Origin of the sequence: Nocardiopsis listeri, assembly GCF_020741345.1 — a bacterium.
GTDB classification, from domain to species: Bacteria; Actinomycetota; Actinomycetes; order Streptosporangiales; family Streptosporangiaceae; genus Nocardiopsis; species Nocardiopsis listeri_A.
This window is the reverse complement of record NZ_DYZD01000067.1, coordinates 1-16733: the sequence shown is the minus strand read 5'-3', so window position 1 is coordinate 16733 and position 16733 is coordinate 1. Positions and strand designations below refer to the sequence as shown.

The window sequence follows — 16733 nt, the reverse complement described above, 5'->3', positions numbered from 1 at the left end:
TGGTGGCCGGGCGGTTCACTTGTAGTCCCGCCGCTCGTCCGGTGGGGGCACGGTCGCGCCCCGGTACTCGACCGGGACGCCGCCCAGTGGGTAGTCCTTGCGCTGGGGGTGGCCGTCCCAGTCGTCGGGCATCTGGATACGGGTCAGGGACGGGTGGTCGTCGAAGACGATCCCGAAGAAGTCCCAGGCCTCGCGCTCGTGCCAGTCGTTGGTCGGGTAGACCGACACGATGGAGGGCACGTGCGGGTCGGCGTCGGGACAGGTGGTCTCGACCCGGATCTCGCTGTTGTGGGTGATCGACCGGAAGTGGTAGACCGCGTGCAGCTCGCGTCCGACCTGGTCGGGGTAGTGCACCCCGATCACGCCGGTGCACAGCTCGTAGCGCAGGGCGGGATCGTCGCGCAGCACCCGGACCAGCTCCAGGAGGCCCTCGCGGCGGACGTGGAAGGTGATCTCCCCGACCGCCACCTCGACCCGTTCGACGAGGTCCGCCCGTTCCAGGGCGTTCAGCGCCGCCTCCAGGTCGTCGGCGACCCGGTCGAAATCGGCGGTGCGCGGGTCGTCGGGGTCGGTGAAGGGCCGACTGCTGTGGACGGGAGCGCTCCCCCGCACCTTCAGCCCACCGAACCCGGAGGTGTCCCCCGTGGTCGTCGACCCGAACATTCCGGTTCGCTTGACCGGTGCGGCCAACCGTTCACGTCCGCGCTGGTCGGGCAGGTTCTCCGCCGACTCGTCGCGGTCGCGCTCGTACTCGTTGCTCATGATCAGTCCTTGGTCACCAGCGGCAGCGAATGACGGAGCATCCGCTCCTCGGTCTCGGTGATCTCCTGCTCCCGGTGGGCGCCGAGCTTGGTGTTCTGCACCTTGTCGTGGAGCTTGAGCACGGCGTCCAGGAACATCTCCGGCCTGGGCGGGCAGCCCGGCAGGTAGATGTCGACGGGGACGATGTGGTCCACGCCCTGGACGATCGCGTAGTTGTTGAACATGCCTCCGCTGGACGCGCACACGCCCATCGCGATGACCCACTTGGGTTCGGGCATCTGGTCGTAGATCTGCCGCAGGACCGGCGCCATCTTCTGGCTCACGCGTCCGGCGACGACCATCAGGTCGGCCTGTCGAGGGGTGGCGCCGAACTTCTCCATGCCGAAGCGGGCCAGGTCGTAGTGGGGGCCGCCGACCGACATCATCTCGATCGCGCAGCAGGCCAGACCGAACGTGGCCGGCCACATGGAGGTCTTACGTGCGAGTCCGACGACCTGCTCGACCGTGGTGAGCGCGATCCCCGCGGGGAGTTTCTCTTCGAGTCCCATCAGCTTCGGACCTCCTCAAGGCTGAACTGCCGGGTCTTTGGTGCCTGGGGGTGGTGTGCGCGGGTCAGTCCCATTCGAGGCCTCCGCGGCGCCACTCGTAGGCGTAGGCGATGGAGACGTTCACCAGGAAGAGGATGATCGCGATCAGACCGAACCAACCGAGGGCGTCGAAGTGGATCGCCCAGGGGATGAGGAAGATGATCTCGATGTCGAAGACGATGAACATCATGGCCGTCATGTAGTACTTGACGGTGAAACGGCCGCCGCCCGCCGGTTGCGGGGTCGGCTCGATGCCGCACTCGTAGGCCTGCATCTTGGCCCGGTTGTAGCGCTTGGGGCCCATGATCGCTCCGGCGACCATCGACAACACCACGAAGCCGGCGCCGATCCCGCCGAGCACGAGTACCGGTGTGTACAGCTCCACGGCTCACCCTCCTCCGCTGAACGGCCCGCCGGGGCGCGCGCCCGGCGGTCTTGTGAACGTTTTCACCTGCATGTCCCGAATCCTTTTCGGTGTGAAGGGCACCTTTTCGAAAGCACCCGAAGGGGCGCCGATCACGAGAACGCTGTGCTTATGGGGGCCTCCGCGATAGCGTCGACCCATGCTCTTTTTGGCGTCGCGAGAAACCGCGGGTCAGGCCGCGGGCGCCATCTTGCTCAAACCGTTGATCACCCGGTCCATGGCGTCGCCCTTGCTCGGCTCGGTGAGGTTGGCGAGCATCTTCAGCACGAACTTCATGAGGGTGCGCTGACGCAACCCGTACTTGGTCGCGTACTTCATGAACTCGGGCTGACCGATGACCTTCACGAAGTAGCGACCGAGCGTGTAGTAGCCGCCGTAGGTGTCGGCGAGGATCTCCGGGTAGCTCAGCAGGACGCGTTCCCGGGTCTGCCGGGTGGTGCGACCGTGCGACTGCACGATCACGTCCGCGGCGATCTGGCCGGCCTCCATGGCGTAGGCGATGCCCTCCCCGTTGAAGGGGTTGACCATGCCGCCCGCGTCACCGACCAGCATCAGCCCGCGCGAGTAGTGCGGAACCCGGTTGAAGCCCATCGGCAGCGCCGCGCCGAGGATCTTGCCCTTCCGGTTCTCGTCGTTGAAGCCCCACTCCTCGGGCATCGAGTCGGTCCACCGGCGCAGCAGCTTGCGGTAGTCCACGTCCTGGAAGGCGGCGGTGGAGTTGAGGATGCCCAGGCCGACGTTGCTGGTGCCGTCACCGACACCGAAGACCCAGCCGTAGCCGGGCAGGAGGACGTCCTTGTCACCGCTGCGGTCCCACAGCTCCAGCCAGGACTCCAGGTAGTCGTCGTCGTGGCGGGGGCTTTCGAAGTAGGTGCGCACGGCCACGCCCATGGGGCGGTCGTCACGCTTACGGATGCCCATGGCCACGGAGAGGCGGGAGGAGTTGCCGTCGGCGGCCACGACCAGCGGCGCCTGGAAACTCACGGGTTCGCGGTCGGCGTTCTTGGCGCGCACACCGACGATGCGGTTGCTGCGCTCGTCCATGATGGGGCCGGTGACGTTGGTGCGCTCCAGGAGCTTCACCCCGGCGCCGACCGCCCGCTCGACCAGGATCTGGTCGAAGTCGTAGCGGGTGCGGACGAGTCCGTACCCGGGGTAGGCGGCCAGTTCAGGCCAGGGGAGTTCGAGTCGGACGCCGGCGCCGACGATGCGCAGGCCGTGGTTCTTGATCCAGCCCTCGTCCTCGAAGGTGATGCCCATCGAGGTGAGCTGTTTCACGGCTCTGGGGGTCAGTCCGTCACCGCAGACCTTCTCCCGTGGGAAGGAGGTCTTCTCCAGGAGGAGGACGTCCAGTCCGGCCTGAGCCAGGTAGTAGGCGGTGGTGGCACCAGCGGGGCCGGCGCCGACGACGATGACGTCGGCGTCGTACTCGATCCGCTCGCGGCCTCTGGGAGCGGAGGTGGCTGTCTCACTCACGGGTGGGTCCTCGACTACTCGCGCGGTCCTACCGTGGCGGGCCAGTGCGGGGTCGACCCGCTCACGGGGGTGTTATGGGTCGGTTCGGGACTTCCGACTTGTCCGGCATAGGGCCATGTGTCCTAAGCCTCGTGCGCTTGTGAAGCACTTCACAAGCCTCTTTTCCGAAGTCTAGCCCCCCAAGAGCCAAGAGGCGACACCCGGGGCCCGTTCTTCAAGAAACCGGATATTGAACCCATAACCACCACAGCCGGCATCAAAGCGTCACTCGACGACGACAGCCCAGCTCATGGCGGATAAACCGACACAAGTGACTCACGAGTAACATAAAGAACCCCAAGGAACAGATTTCCTTGGGGTTCAAGAGCTTTGACGGCCTAAGCGAACAACATATCCACTTGGGCGTTATGTCGGATTTTACTTTTCCCGGAAGCCGCGATGCAGTGCCACCATGCCCAGCGTCAGGTTGCGCCAGGCCACCCGCGACCAACCGGCCGTCTGAAGGTACTTGGACAGCTCCGCCTGGTCCGGCCAGGCCATGATCGACTCCGACAGGTAGTCGTAGGCCTCGCTCCGCCCGGAGAAGACACCGGCGACCTTGGGCAGCGCCGCCATCAGGTAGGTCGAGTAGAGCTTGTCGACGAACTCCACCGGGATGTGGCTGAACTCGCAGATGACCAACCGGCCGCCGACCTTGGTCACCCGCTGCAGCTCGCGCAGGGCCTGGTCCACGTCGGCGACGTTGCGCAGACCGAAGGAGATGGTCACCGCGTCGAAGGTCTCGTCGGCGAACGGCAGCGACAGCGCGTCGCCGGCCACGAACGTCACTCCACCGCGCGAGGCTCCCCCCCTTCGCTCGGCGCCCTTGCCGAGCATGCCGAGGGAGAAGTCGCAGGCGATGACGCGGGCGCCCTTCTTGATGAAGGACTCCGAGGAGGTTCCGGTGCCCGCGGCCAGGTCCAGGACCAGCTCACCGCTGTGGGCGTCGACCGCGTCCACCACGGCCCGACGCCAGGCACGATCCTGGCCGAGCGAGATGACGTCGTTGACGAGGTCGTAGTTCTCTGCGATGCCGTCGAACATCGCTGCGACGTCCTTGGGCTGCTTGTCGAGCTTCGCGCGGGTCATGGCAACAAGACTAAGGGGGCCTGACAGGCGTCCGGGACCACCCTCGCCCGGGACGGGTTCAGACCTGGCACTCCCCATACCGCCCGCCCTCCAAGAGGACCCGAGGAAGGTAGTCCGAACGCACGTCCATCCGGGAACAGGCGCTGCGGCCAATGGCGGCGCGTCTTCGCCGACTACGCCCGAAAGGGACTATGGACCATGCGGAAGATTAGTCACCAGACGTAGTCAATCAACTACTTCATGCAAGAATGAGAGGCGCCGCAGCCGTTCCCGCGTTCAAGGAGAGAACCCCGTGAAACCGGCCCGATCGTTCGTCGCCCTGACCATGGGCTCTCTGCTCCTGTTTCCACTCGGTGTCGCGACCGCCGCTCCGGCCGCCGCCGCGCCCCACCAGGGCGTGGTCGGCGAAAGCCCCGTGGGTTGGACGCCACACGTACTGGACGGCTCGGTCAAGGACATCCTCCGGATCGGTGACACCGTCGTGGTCGCCGGTGACTTCGGGCGGGTCTCCGACGCGGGCGGCGACGGCACGCACGATCGGCGCAACCTGTTCGCGTTCCGTCATGGCAGCGGGGAGATCCTGGAGGACTTCACCCCCTCGGTGAACGGGATCGTCAACTCCCTGGCCGAAGGGCCGGACGGCTCGGTGATCCTCGGCGGACGCTTCGATCAGGTCAACGGGAAGAGCAGCCGGGGCGTGGCCCGGATCGACGCCACGGCCGGGGAGAACGTCGACGGGTTCGACGCCACCGTGGGCAACGGGAGCGTGTACCGTCTCGCCTCCGACGGTACCGACGTCTACCTCGGCGGCGACTTCTCCGCGGTGAACGGAGAGAGCCGTACCGGCCTGGCCCGTGTCGACGCCACCGACGGGTCCGTCGACGCCGACTTCGCCCCGACCATCTCCGAGCAGCGGCGCGGAAGCCTGCGCGTGCAGGAGCTGGCCCTGAGCCCCGACGGGCGACGTCTGGCCGTCAACGGGACCTTCACCAAGGTGGACGGCGAGGACCGCTACCAGATCGCCATGATCGACACCGACTCCGCGGGCCCCACCCCGTGGTCGACCTCGGCCTACGAAGAACCCTGCGACTACAAGCCCATGCACACCTACATGCGGCAGATGGACTTCTCCCCCGACGGTTCCTACTTCGCGGTGGTGACCGCGGGCGGCCCGCAGGTCAAGCCGGGGTTGTGCAAGTCCACCGCCCGGTTCGAGAACGACTCCACCCCGGACGCCGAACCCACCTGGACCAACCTGACCGGTGGGGACTCCCTCTACTCGGTCGAGGTCACGTCCGACGCCGTCTACGTGGGCGGCCACCAGCGATGGATGGACAACGAGCAGGGCGCCCTCAACCCGGGCCCCGGTTCCGTGGAGCGTGAGGGGATCGCGGCGGTGGACCCGACCTCCGGGCGCGCCCTGGGGTGGAACCCCGGCCGCTCGCGGGGCCACGGGGTGGAGGCCCTGCACGCGACCTCCGACGGGCTGTACGTGGGCAGTGACACCGAACGGCTGGGCGGCTCCCACCACGCCCGCCTGGGCATGTTCCCGGCCTCCTGAGGTCGGATCCTCATCGGGGTGGTGGCCGCGTGGAGCGGCGGCCACCCCGTCGTCTCCTGGGACTACTTGACGGGCTTGTCCGCCTTGGGCTCGGCCTCGATCTCAGGGTCGGACCCGGCCTCGGCCTCTGCGGCGGTACCGGAGGCGCTCTCGTCGGTGATCGCCTCGTCGGAGTCGGCGCTCTCGGATGCCTTCTCCTCCCGGGCGCTCAGGAGCTCCTCCTGGATCTCGTCCTCGCGGGCGGCACCGCCGACCAGACGGTCGCCCACCGATTCTTCCTTGCGCTTGTTCGACCATTCGACGACGGAGCTCGACATACTGTCGCGCCACTTCGACAACAGGACATAGGAGGCCAGACCGCTGATCACCCACGCCAGGATCAGCGCGACCCAGGACCTCGCGCCGAACAGGTAGACGACTCCGAAGGCGCCCGCGAAGAGCGCCACACGGGCGGCGGTATAGGTCAACCAGCTACGCATCGAAAAAGCCTCACAACAGACGATTACCTGCACTAGATTGGTCAGCACACCCATCCACGCACGTTCACGTGCGTGTACGGCCGAGCCGGACGAGCGCGGCAGAAGGGGTGGTGTCCCGGTCAGACGGCCCTCATCCCAGGTTAAGGGCCTGCTTCGGGCATCGTGCACCAGGTCCGGGTGTGTTCCGTCGCTGTTGGAACGGGGCGCTCAAGGCATCGGACACGGGTATTCGTGGGATGTTTCAATCCCGACAGTGGGGACCGAACATCACGTTCCGATCACATATCCCCCAGCTATCCCCCGATCGCCGTAATTTCTCCGAAAACTAGGGAGGAAACGGTCCAACTCGTGCACACTAGGGGATCAAACGCCCGCCGGCCCCTCACACAAGGCGGGCATGATTGGGGGAATGTGAAGGTGGAACGAGCAAGCGAACGCCTGTTGACCCCCGGGGAAGTGGCCTCACTCTTCCGGGTTGATCCCAAGACCGTGACCCGCTGGGCCGCATCCGGGCGGATCAGCAGCATCCGCACTCCTGGCGGACACCGCCGTTTCCGGGAGTCCGAGGTACGGGCGCTCCTCCTCGGGGAGCCCAGCGAGACCACCCCCTGACCCAAGGCGGAGCAACGTCCTCGACGGCCCCGGGCACCCGCTCCGCGGGGTCTCCCGCATCCCTGGGCCGGGCCCGGCCATGAGGAGTGGACAGCGAGAGTAGGCTGGAACCATGGTGTGGCTCGGTGGCCTGATCACGCTCGTATCGATCGTTCTATGGGTGTACGCGTTCTTCGACGCGTTGACCACCCCTGCCCAGGAAGCTCGGAACCTGCCGAAGATCCTGTGGCTGGTCGTCATCGCACTGTTCGTACCCGTGGGGTGGATCCTCTGGTTCTTCCTCGGCCGACCACGCAAGACCGCTTCCGTGCCGGGTGACGCGCCCACTCCGACCCAGGCCGTGTCCGCGGACGACCTTGACCCGTCCGACTTCTCCGAACCTTCCGGCAGCCCGCACCCGCTCGGGCCCGACGACGATCCGGAGTTCCTCCGTCGTTTGAACCGACGGATCGACCCTGAGGACTAGTCGCCCGAGCGGTATCGCCGCGTGAACCGACGTTGGGGCCGCACCCGAATTCCGGGGTGCGGCCCCAACGTGTTTCAGGGAGTGGGCGAGCACTTCACAGGAGCCCGGCTCCGACCTCCCTCGCCAGCCCGCGGATCGCGTGCACCGGTTCGACCTCGGCCGTGAACTGCGGCACCCAGGTGAGTCCGGTGCCCAGCGGCGCGTTCGGTCGGCTCGCGTTGTGCTCGGCGACCAGGTCCACCGGGGTGAGGCGACCGCCGCCCTCCGACATCGTCACGTTCCCGTGCTCCACGATGTCGGTGCCGCCCCAGTTGTGGAGCAGTTCGCCGGCCCCGATCCCGTCGTGCAGGTCGAAGATGTTGTTCTCCGCGTACAAGTGCGACTCCAGGCCCACCCCCAGGCTGTAACCGAAGTGCTCCGGGTTCCGGACGGTGTAGAGGTTGTTGTGGACGTGCACCTGCCCGAACCGCACCCGGGGCGCCCGCTCCCCCAACCCGTCGAAGTGGTTGTGTCGGTAGGTCACCCGCAGGTACCCGCGGTCGGTGGTCCGGCCGTCGCCATTGCCCAGCAACATCGCCTTGTCCCGGCCCTCGAAGTGGTTGCGGGACACCGTCACCAGGTCGCTCTCCCGGACGATGTCGAGCAACCCGTCGTGCACCTCGTACTTGCGGCCGAAGTACTCGGGAAGTTCGGTACCGGGGTTGTCACCGTCGTCGAAGGTGTTGTGGTCCACCCACACGTTGGTGGCCCCGGAGACCTCCACCTGGTCGTACTCGGAGTTCCAGTTGCCGCTGTCGCCATCGGTGGGGTCCCAGCCCGGGAAGCAGTCGTGTGCGTCGGAGAGGGTCAGCCCGCGCAGGATGACGTTGTCGACGTCGTGGACGCGCAGGTTGGCACCGGAGATGACGGCGTCGTCGCCCACCCCCACGATGGTGGTGTTGGATCCCACCTCGACGCGGATCCGCTCCGCCTGCGCCGCGGCGGAGGCCAGGCGCGCCTCTTCCAGGGGGCCCTCGGGATCCTCCCGGCCCCATACCTCGGGGTCATAGGTCTCCAGGTACTCCTGCAGGGTGTAGCCGTCGACCGCGTAGTCCTCACACGTCAGTGGGGCGCCGTCCGGGGCGGTGTTGGCGTCGATGCGCCCGTCGACGTAGACGATCTTCGGGGTGCCGTCGTCCTTGCCGCCGACCGCGTCGCGGAACTCCTCGAAGGTGGAGACCACGTGGACGTCCTCGGGGGCGGCCGAGGAACCGCCGGCCGTTCCGTATCCGGCCGACCCCCAACCGTCACCCTCCTGGAGGGTCTCGCGACCGATGCCGCGGGGATCGACGTCGGCTTCGGCGGTCGCCGGGGCGGCGGCGACGAGAGTGGTGGTGGCCAGGACGGCCGCCAAGGTCAGGGACGGAATCGGGGACGGTTTGCGCATCGACGCTCCTCCGGGGGATGACGGATCGGGGACCCGTGTACAAACGTTTGCATGAACGTCCCCGATACTCCCGACCCCGTCAACCCTCCTCGATCGAGTTGTTGCGGGAAAATGCTGGAAAGCCGGGCCTTCGATAGGTCAGGATGACAAAAGCGGCAAGATCCGAGGGTGATTTTTGGAGCAAACGCTTGCCGTAACCATGGCCGAACAGCGGAACGGAGTCCACGGGTGGCCGTCACCATCAAGGACGTCGCCAGGGTGAGCGGAGTCCACGTCTCCACGGTCTCGCGGGCCTTCTCCGCGACGCACCTGGTCAACGCCGAAACACGCGCGCGCGTCCTCGCCGCGGCAGAGGAACTCGGCTACCGCCCCAACCGGGCGGCGCGGGCCCTGTCCACCAGTAGGACCGGCAACCTCGGGCTCATCGTCGCCGACATCGCCAACCCCTTCTTCCCTCCCCTGATCAAGGCCGCCCAGGCCCAGGCCCGCGCCCGCGACTACCACGTGTTCATCGCCGACACCGACGAGCAGGCCCGGGTGGAGGAGGAACTGGTCCGGTCCATGGCCAAACAGGTGGACGGCGCCGTGCTGGTCGCACCACGCCTGACCAACCGTGCCATAGCGGAACTGGCGCGGGAGATCCCACTGGTCGTGGTGAACCGACGGCTGCGCGGGGTGTCCGGGGTCCTGATGGACGTCGGAGCCGGTGCCCGTCGGGCCATGGAACACCTCGTCGAGCTCGGCCACCGGGACATCGCCGTGGTGGGCGGCCCCTCGCGCGCCTGGACCAGTGGGGAGATCGAACGCGCCACCGAGCACATCGCGCGGGACCACGGGATCCTGATCCAACGCGTGGGTCCCAACCCACCGACCGAGGAGGGCGGCCGTGCCGTGGCCGACGAGGTCGTGGCCGGTGGTGCCACCGCGGTCCTGGCCCACAACGACCTGCTCGCCTTCGGTCTCGTCCGGCGGGCCATCGAACTCGGCCTCGACGTTCCGGGCGACCTCAGCGTGATCGGCGTGGACAACAGCCACGTGGCCCGGTACTCCAGCCCCGCCCTGACCACGGTGGCCATGCCGGTCGCAGAAGCCGGTCACGGAGCGGTCGACCTCCTTCTGCGGTCGGTGGACGCGGCGGGGTCCACGGGCACGGTCACCCTGGAGACCTCCCTGATCGTCCGCGGATCAACGGCGCCTCCGGGGCTCGGCAAGGGCCTCCGTTAGCGTCTCGGTACTCACCGGAGAAGACGAAGGGCGGCCCGATCGTCTCGGGCCGCCCTCGCAAGAGTCGCGTTCGCTCTCCACCTCGGGTCAGGCGTAGGAGTGCAGCCCGCTGAACATGTAGTTCACCGCAAAGAAGTTGAACATGACGGTCGCGAAGCCGAGCACGTTGATCCAGGTGGCCTTGGGACCGCGCCAGCCACCGGTGACCCGCGCGTGCAGGTAGGCCGCGTAGATGACCCAGGAGATGAACGACCAGACCTCCTTGGGGTCCCAGCCCCAGAAGCGACCCCAGGCCTCGTCGGCCCAGATCGACCCGGCGATGACGCCGAAGGTCCACAGCGGGAAGGCGAACAGGATGAACCGGTGGGAGATGCGGTCCAGCAGCTCCGGGCTGGGCAGTCGTCCGGCGATACCGGTGACCTTCTCCCCCAGCGCCTTCTTGGCCTCGGCCCGGTGCGAGACCAGGTAGGTGATGCCGGCGACACCGGAGACCATGAACGCTCCGCCCGCGATGATCACCGCGGTCACGTGGATCGGTACCCAGTAGGAATGCAGCGCCGGGATCAGCGGACCCGGGTCGACGTACAGCCAGCGCACGCCGATACCGAGCAGGAGCAGCACCGGGACGAGCACGAAGGCGCCGAGGAAGCGGGCCTGGTAGCGCCAGGAGGCGAACAGCAGAACACCGACGGCGACCAGGCACATCGCCACGACGAACTCGAACATGTTGCCCCATGGCCAGCGGCCGGCGGCGATGCCACGGGTGATGATCTGGGCGAGGCTGAACAGGAAGCCCAGCGCGGTGACTCCGAGGGCGATGCGACCGAGCACGCTCTGGGAGGCCTGTGCCTCCCCCTCACCGGTGCGGACGTTGACCTCGATGTCGCTGTCGCCGCCCTCGACGGTTCCGGCGCCGACCGGCATGAGGCGGCCGGCCTTGAGCTTGGTACGACGGCCGTAGGCGGCCTCGATCGCGAACATGAAGAGCGCGGCGGCGTAGGTCACGATCATCGCGATGATGAGCGTGTCACTGGCCGACGCCATGCTCTCGTTCACCGGTGCGGCGAGTGTGTTCGTCACCGGTCACTCCCTCGTGTGGTCGACTCTTCGGTTGGGCTGGTGGGGTCGTCGTCGGACTCACTCCGGAGCCGTCCGGCGAGCCGTGTGGTGATCTCGTGGAACTCGGCGTTGTTGCCGGCCACCTCGGTCTTGCCGAGTCCGGCCAGCTCCACCCGGGTCCGTCCGTCCTCGCCCTCGGTGGCCCGCACCCAGATTCGGCGGGGGCGCACGAACAGGGTGACGATCAGGCCGACGACGGCCAGGGTCGCGGCGGTGAGCGCGGGCACCCGCGCTCCGTCCCGGTTGCTCTGCAGGGTGACGTACTCCTGGACACCGGTGAAGGTCACCGATCCGGCCTCGTCGGGAAGCTCCCAGGTGTCGCCGACCGCCATCACGGGAGACTCGCCGAGCCCCTCCATGTTCAAGGTCTGGAGCTGGTAGACCGACTGCGGGTCGACCATTCCGAGGTCGCCCCGGTAGGCGTCCAGCGTCACCTTGGGGTTCTCCGCGCCGGGGTAGGTGGACACCAGTTCCCCTTCGGCGTCCTCGTCCGCGGTGGGCAGGAAGACGCCCACGAAGCCGAGTTCCTCCCCGCCGGTGTCGGGCACCTTGATGACCCCGTCGGAGGTGTAGGTCATGGTCTCGCGGTGCAAAAACGGGACCGCCTGGTCGAAGACCAGGTCGCCTTCGGCGTTGCGGACCTCGAACCGCGGGGCGTAGCCGTGGCCGAGCAGGTACACCTGCACGCCGTCGACGCTCAGCGGGTGGTTGACCTCCAGTCGGTGGGTCTTCTCCTTCCCACCGGGTTCCTCGGTGTAGGTGATGTCGGCGACGTAGGACTCCGCCTGACCCCGCAGGTCCCCGTCCTGGATGAAGCCGGCCTCGAACTCGTCCAGGTGCATGGTGAACGGGGCGAACTCGTCGGTGTCGGTCCAGTGCCCCGGGTAGATGGCGTCGTAGGAGGGCAGAGTGTTGGCGAACCCGTCGCCCTCCACGATGAGCATGTTGCCGCGGTAGCCGAAGAAGGAACCGGCGGCCAGCGCCAGGAGCAACCCGAGCAGGGCCAGGTGGAACAGCACGTTCCCGGCCTCGCGCAGGTAGCCGGTCTCGGCGGACAGCGAGTCGCCGTAGCGCTCGGTCCGGTACCCCTTGAGGACCTTGCGCGCCTGTTCCAGGACGGTGTCGGGGGTGGCGTCGGTGCCGAACCGCGCCACGTACGGCATGCGGCCCAGGTTGCGCGGTGTGGCCACCGGCCTGGCGCGCACCGCCTTGGCGTGGACGATGGCGCGCGGGATCACGCACCCGGCCAGCGACACGAAGAGCAGCAGGTAGATGGCCCCGTACCAGGGCGAGGAGAACACGTCGAAGAGGTAGAGCCGGTCGAGCCAGGGGGCCAGCTCCGGGTGCTCCTGGAAGTAGGAGGCGACCTCGTCGACGCTCACCACGTTCTGCGGCAGGATCGATCCGGGAATCGCGCCCAGTGCCAGCAGGAACAGCAGGATCAGCGCGGTACGCATCGAGGTGAGCGTGCGCCAGATCCAGCGCGCCCATCCCAGCACGCCCAGGCCCTTGGCGGGACGCGGCTTCTCCTCGGAGTCGGTCGGTGTTTCGGTCTTGGTCGTGGTCAAGTCAGATCACCGTCTGGAAGTTCGCGGCCCATCCCTGCATGGCGATGGTCATCTCGGTCCACAACCCCGTGACCATGGCCAGGCCGACCAGGACGAGCATGACCCCGCCGACCATCGTGACCGTACGGGTGTGGCGCTTGAGTCGGTCGAAGGAGTTCAGCGCGCGTCGGTAGAGCAGCGAGGCCAGGATGAAGGGCAGGCCCAGGCCGACGCAGTAGATCAGGGACAGGAGCATGCCGCGGCCGGCACCGCCCTCGACGAAGGCGAGGGTCTGCACGGCGGCCAGGGTCGGTCCGATGCACGGGGTCCAGCCCAGCCCGAACAGGACGCCGAGCAGGGGCGCGCCCGCCAGGCCGGCCCGGGGCAGGCGGTGGAACCGGAACTCGCGGCCGAACCCCGGCAGGAACCCCATGAAGGCCGACCCGAACACGATCGTGAGTACGCCGAGCCCCCGGGTGATGGGGTCGGTGTAGGCCATGAACAGGTCGCCCAGCCAGCCGATGAACCCGCCCACGGCGATGAACACCAGGCTGAACCCGACGATGAACAGGACGCTTCCGGTGACCATCGTCCAGCGTCGGGAGGCGAGTTCGGTGTCGATGTCGGTGACGGTTCCACCGTCTCCCGACACCTCCTGACGTTCCCGCACGTGCGAGCCGCTCATCCCGGTCACGTAGGAGAGGTATCCGGGCACCAGTGGCAGGACGCACGGTGAGAGGAAGGAGACCAGCCCCGCGGCCAGGGCCAGCGGTGCGGCGAGCAGGAGCGAACCGGACAGGATCGTGGTGCCGATGGGATCCATCAGCCATCGTCCTCGGCGGAGCCCTCGGCGTCCGCCTCGGCGCCGTCCTCCGTGTCCTCGGAGGCCTCGGCGCTCTCGGAGTCCCCGTCCCCGTAGTCACCGCTCTCCTCCTCGGCGACCCGAGGACGTTCCTCGGGGTCGCCCAGGTCGAACTCGACCACCAACGGGTTGAGGAGTTCGGTGAGCTGCCCGTAGGTGGTGGGGCCGATGACCCGGGCGGCGATGTCGCCGTTCGGGTCCAGGATCAGGGTGCTCGGGATGGCGCGCGGCGGGACCGTCTCCCGGAACGCCTGCGGGATCTCGCCCGGCTGGTCGTGCAGGCTCGGGTAGGCCACGCCCTTGTTCTCGGCGTAGGCCCGCGCGGCGGTCTCGTTGTCCTTGATGTTCACACCGAGGAAGTCCACACCAAGGCCCTCGTACTCGGTGTGCACCTCGTCCAGCACCGGCTGTTCGGCTCGGCAGGGTCCGCACCAGCTGGCCCACACGTTGAGGACGAGGATCTGCCCCTCGTAGTCCGAGAGGGCGAGATCGTCGCCCTCGAAGGTGGTTCCGTCGACGTCGGGCGCGGGTTCGCGTTCACCGGCCTCGAAGACGGTGGCGCTGCCGTCACCGGAGATGAAGCGGTCCTCTTCGCCACCGCTCTCGATCTCGGTCCCCCCTGCGCATCCGGACAAGGCGAGGACCGCGGCCAAGGCGGCGGCCGACAGGCGCGGCACGGCACGACGGAGTCGCGTACCCGTACTGGTACTGGGCATCCAGGAAACCTCGCGAACGGGGTGTGATCAGGGCGGACTACAACAACGACAAAGTGTAGTAGATGCCCTGTGATGCCCTTCGTCGCCCCGGGGCAAGAGCCGTTCGGCCCGTTCCCGGAGCGACCGTCGACGAGGGAAGGTCACCATGGGGGACGGTGCCGGGGGACGCACCGCCCCTTGGTGGGTGGTGGTCCGGGTGTTGGGCGTTTCGCCCCGCACCCGGATCCCACCGATCAACCGGCCTCGACGAAAGCCTCGCGGAGGTAGTCGTGTACGGCACGTTCGGGGACCCGGTAGGACCGCCCCACACGGATTGCGGGGAGAACTCCCGAGTGCACCATTCGGTAAACGGTCATCTTGGATACGCGCATGATCGTGGCGACCTCCGCCACGGTCAAGAACCTGACCTCTTCGAGAGGCGGCTTGCTCCCGTTCATCTTGCGACGCCCTCATTCCCGGACGTGATCAATTGTCTACCCTTCAGCCCTGGCGCGCCGGACGAGGGTCGGACGACCCCGGAAACCGTGTCCGCCCCACCGCCACGCCGGCGTGTCACGCTGTCACTACTGACACGTCCGTTTTCAGAGTAGAGCCGAGTTCCCTTCTAGGGAAGGTCGTTCGCGCCCGCTTCCGGGTCATACGTTGAACACGGGTCGGATGAGGTTTAACGGTGGGTATAAATGGCCCACCCTGATCAGAGGAACCCGGCCCGGGAGAGAACGTAATCCCGCAGAGGGGCGTAGTCCTCGGTCAGATAACCGTCGTCCAAAGGCACCGTGACCAGTAGTTTTCCCTCGTGTTCGGCGAGGAAGAGGGCCGGGTCGTTGCAGTCGGCGAAGCCCACCGTCGGCACCCCCATCTCCCCCGCGGCCCCGGCGAATCCATGATCGGCGATGACCAACTGCGGCCATGCCTCACCGCGGTCTCCGAGCTCGTTCAGAATCGCCCTCATGGCGAACGGATGGTGACTGTGCCGGGGCAGCCGGCCGTCGGTCACGATGGCGACGTCGTCTCGCCAGACCACGATCCGTCGGTTGGGCGGGCGTTCGGTGGTCACCTCGTAGGAGTACCCGCCGGCCGCCGTGATCACGGTGCAGCCACGCTCGACCAGCGCGTCCTTCCACGCGGCGTAGGTCTCCTGGAGGTTGCGGGGGTGACCGGTGGCGAACATGACGCGTTCACGGCGTTCCGCCGCCAACGCCAGCCGATCGGCGAGAGCCTCCAGCGCGTCGATGGTCCGGTCCGGATCGATCGTGTCGATCCCCCACACGTACTCCTCGTCGTCCACCACACCGCACCGCTTGCTCAGCAGTGAGAGGACCTCGCTGAAGGTCCAGTCGTGGGAGAAGGACAGGCCGAACTGGTGATAGGGGTCCTTCTGGACGAGCCTTCGATAATGGCGCAGGTTGTTCTGCCGTGGGGTGTCGACATGCCCCGCGATCCCCGTGCGAACCAGATAGGTGATGAGTTCGGCGCGTGTCGGCGGCGTCACCTGCGTTCCCCTTCCTCTCCTGAGCGGCGATCGCGGTGACACGCCGGGCGGCCACCAAGGCGCCGGCTCCCGTTCGCCCGGTATCAACCCCCTTCCTACCCGCCAATCGCCGGCCACTCCGCGAACACGCGGATTTCAACCATCGTGTGACCCGACGACCCGATCAGGTGGGTCCGGGGTTCAAAGGGTCGGGTCGATGCCGTGGCTGGGGAAGATCGCGGTGCGGGTGGCGTGGATGGCCCGGTCGATGGGGTCGCCCGGGTCGTAACCGTTCTCGAAGGGGGTGAAGGTGACCTCGCGTCCGTCCGTCATGTACAACGGCGCGAGTTCGCCGGTGCGCTCGCGTACGAAGTCGCGCCACCGCTGCGGGGTCTCGCGGTCGGGATCGATGGGGGCGCCGGCCGCTTCGCCGAGCAGGTGGCTCCAGGCTCTCGGCACGACGTGGACCAGGCCGTAGCCGCCACCGCCGAACAGCAGCCAGCGGCCACCCGCGGTCTTGCGGGCCAGCTTGTGCAGTTCCTGGTAGGCCCGACGCTGACCGTCCACACTCAGCGTGAGGTTGGCCAGGGGGTCCAGCGCGTGGGTGTCGCACCCCTGCTGGGTCACCAGGATCTCGGGCTGGAACTCGTGCAGCAGCGGCGGGACGACCGCGTCGAAGGCACGGTGCCAGCCGGTGTCACCGGTACCCGCGGGCAGGGCGACGTTCACGGCGTAGCCCTCGGCGTCCGGACCTCCCGTCTCGGAGGCCTGGCCGGTGCCGGGGAACAGCGTCACCGGGGACTCGTGCAGGCTGATGGTGAGCACGCGCGGGTCGTTGTAGAAGGCCTTCTGGACGCCGTCGCCGTGGTGGAC

17 protein-coding genes and 1 pseudogene are annotated in these 16733 nt (G+C 67.6%); 4 read left to right on the top strand and 14 right to left on the bottom strand.

Annotation, left to right across the window (positions count from 1 at the left end; all coding sequences use genetic code 11):
• Positions 1–15 precede the first annotated feature (15 nt).
• From K8V84_RS04360 to K8V84_RS04340, 5 genes are all read right to left on the bottom strand, one after another.
• A complete protein-coding gene (locus K8V84_RS04360) occupies positions 16–762 on the bottom strand; it encodes an NADH-quinone oxidoreductase subunit C (RefSeq protein WP_304070699.1) in 747 nt (248 codons plus the stop codon).
• Positions 763–764: 2 nt separating this feature from the next.
• Positions 765–1310 carry an NADH-quinone oxidoreductase subunit B family protein gene (locus tag K8V84_RS04355; protein ID WP_304070698.1) on the bottom strand — a complete coding sequence of 182 codons (546 nt, stop codon included), beginning with the start codon at positions 1308–1310 and terminating at the stop codon, positions 765–767.
• Between the two features lie 64 nt (positions 1311–1374).
• A complete protein-coding gene (locus K8V84_RS04350; RefSeq protein ID WP_304070696.1) occupies positions 1375–1734 on the bottom strand; it encodes an NADH-quinone oxidoreductase subunit A in 360 nt (119 codons plus the stop codon).
• A 210-nt stretch (positions 1735–1944) separates the two neighbouring features.
• Positions 1945–3249: a geranylgeranyl reductase family protein gene (locus tag K8V84_RS04345; protein WP_304070694.1), complete on the bottom strand. Its 1305-nt coding sequence runs from the start codon at positions 3247–3249 to the stop codon at positions 1945–1947.
• Positions 3250–3666: 417 nt separating this feature from the next.
• Complete coding sequence (locus K8V84_RS04340; protein ID WP_304070692.1) at positions 3667–4377, bottom strand: demethylmenaquinone methyltransferase; 711 nt, start codon at positions 4375–4377, stop codon at positions 3667–3669.
• 292 nt (positions 4378–4669) lie between these two features.
• Between K8V84_RS04340 and K8V84_RS04335 the strand changes: the two genes are divergently transcribed.
• Entirely contained in the window at positions 4670–5938 is a 1269-nt protein-coding gene (locus K8V84_RS04335) for a delta-60 repeat domain-containing protein (RefSeq protein ID WP_304070691.1), read from the top strand.
• A gap of 62 nt (positions 5939–6000) precedes the next feature.
• On the opposite strand, the gene K8V84_RS04330 is transcribed toward K8V84_RS04335, so the two are convergent.
• Positions 6001–6417 (bottom strand): DUF4229 domain-containing protein, encoded by a 417-nt coding sequence (locus tag K8V84_RS04330; RefSeq protein ID WP_304070688.1) that lies wholly within the window; start codon positions 6415–6417, stop codon positions 6001–6003.
• A gap of 411 nt (positions 6418–6828) precedes the next feature.
• Here K8V84_RS04330 and K8V84_RS04325 point away from each other — a divergent pair, with 411 nt between their 5' ends.
• Positions 6829–7029 carry a BldC family transcriptional regulator gene (locus tag K8V84_RS04325; protein ID WP_017603819.1) on the top strand — a complete coding sequence of 67 codons (201 nt, stop codon included), beginning with the start codon at positions 6829–6831 and terminating at the stop codon, positions 7027–7029.
• Positions 7030–7141: 112 nt separating this feature from the next.
• Positions 7142–7495 carry a PLD nuclease N-terminal domain-containing protein gene (locus tag K8V84_RS04320; RefSeq protein WP_304070683.1) on the top strand — a complete coding sequence of 118 codons (354 nt, stop codon included), beginning with the start codon at positions 7142–7144 and terminating at the stop codon, positions 7493–7495.
• Between the two features lie 94 nt (positions 7496–7589).
• Here K8V84_RS04320 and K8V84_RS04315 read toward each other — a convergent pair whose 3' ends face one another.
• Positions 7590–8921: a pectate lyase gene (locus K8V84_RS04315; RefSeq protein WP_304070680.1), complete on the bottom strand. Its 1332-nt coding sequence runs from the start codon at positions 8919–8921 to the stop codon at positions 7590–7592.
• Positions 8922–9149: 228 nt separating this feature from the next.
• Here K8V84_RS04315 and K8V84_RS04310 point away from each other — a divergent pair, with 228 nt between their 5' ends.
• Positions 9150–10145 (top strand): LacI family DNA-binding transcriptional regulator, encoded by a 996-nt coding sequence (locus K8V84_RS04310; protein WP_304070678.1) that lies wholly within the window; start codon positions 9150–9152, stop codon positions 10143–10145.
• An 87-nt stretch (positions 10146–10232) separates the two neighbouring features.
• Here K8V84_RS04310 and ccsB read toward each other — a convergent pair whose 3' ends face one another.
• From ccsB to K8V84_RS04275, 7 genes and pseudogenes are all read right to left on the bottom strand, one after another.
• The gene (gene ccsB / locus K8V84_RS04305) at positions 10233–11225 is read right to left on the bottom strand and encodes a c-type cytochrome biogenesis protein CcsB (RefSeq protein WP_304070676.1); all 993 of its coding nucleotides are present in this window, start codon (positions 11223–11225) and stop codon (positions 10233–10235) included.
• Positions 11222–12832: a cytochrome c biogenesis protein ResB gene (locus tag K8V84_RS04300; RefSeq protein WP_304070673.1), complete on the bottom strand. Its 1611-nt coding sequence runs from the start codon at positions 12830–12832 to the stop codon at positions 11222–11224. The genes ccsB and K8V84_RS04300 overlap by 4 nt, the downstream gene beginning before the upstream one ends.
• A 1-nt stretch (position 12833) precedes the next feature.
• Positions 12834–13634, bottom strand: coding sequence for a cytochrome c biogenesis CcdA family protein (locus K8V84_RS04295; protein ID WP_304070670.1), 801 nt, complete (start codon positions 13632–13634; stop codon positions 12834–12836).
• Complete coding sequence (locus K8V84_RS04290) at positions 13634–14389, bottom strand: TlpA disulfide reductase family protein (protein ID WP_304070668.1); 756 nt, start codon at positions 14387–14389, stop codon at positions 13634–13636. Before K8V84_RS04290 ends, K8V84_RS04295 begins: the two co-directional genes overlap by 1 nt.
• A 233-nt stretch (positions 14390–14622) precedes the next feature.
• A complete protein-coding gene (locus tag K8V84_RS04285) occupies positions 14623–14826 on the bottom strand; it encodes a helix-turn-helix domain-containing protein (RefSeq protein ID WP_013155995.1) in 204 nt (67 codons plus the stop codon).
• Positions 14827–15083: 257 nt separating this feature from the next.
• Entirely contained in the window at positions 15084–15881 is a 798-nt protein-coding gene (locus K8V84_RS04280) for a phosphatase (RefSeq protein ID WP_304070642.1), read from the bottom strand.
• 180 nt (positions 15882–16061) lie between these two features.
• A pseudogene (locus K8V84_RS04275) lies at positions 16062–16733 on the bottom strand (acetoin utilization protein AcuC); the annotation flags it as partial.

Coding starts and splice junctions, on each gene's coding strand:
- K8V84_RS04360 (WP_304070699.1), bottom strand. CDS start 762: ATGAGCAACGAGTACGAGCGCGACCGCGACGAGTCGGCGGAGAACCTG.
- K8V84_RS04355 (WP_304070698.1), bottom strand. CDS start 1,310: ATGGGACTCGAAGAGAAACTCCCCGCGGGGATCGCGCTCACCACGGTC.
- K8V84_RS04340 (WP_304070692.1), bottom strand. CDS start 4,377: ATGACCCGCGCGAAGCTCGACAAGCAGCCCAAGGACGTCGCAGCGATG.
- K8V84_RS04330 (WP_304070688.1), bottom strand. CDS start 6,417: ATGCGTAGCTGGTTGACCTATACCGCCGCCCGTGTGGCGCTCTTCGCG.
- K8V84_RS04320 (WP_304070683.1), top strand. CDS start 7,142: ATGGTGTGGCTCGGTGGCCTGATCACGCTCGTATCGATCGTTCTATGG.
- K8V84_RS04315 (WP_304070680.1), bottom strand. CDS start 8,921: ATGCGCAAACCGTCCCCGATTCCGTCCCTGACCTTGGCGGCCGTCCTG.
- K8V84_RS04295 (WP_304070670.1), bottom strand. CDS start 13,634: ATGGATCCCATCGGCACCACGATCCTGTCCGGTTCGCTCCTGCTCGCC.
- K8V84_RS04290 (WP_304070668.1), bottom strand. CDS start 14,389: ATGCCCAGTACCAGTACGGGTACGCGACTCCGTCGTGCCGTGCCGCGC.
- K8V84_RS04285 (WP_013155995.1), bottom strand. CDS start 14,826: ATGAACGGGAGCAAGCCGCCTCTCGAAGAGGTCAGGTTCTTGACCGTG.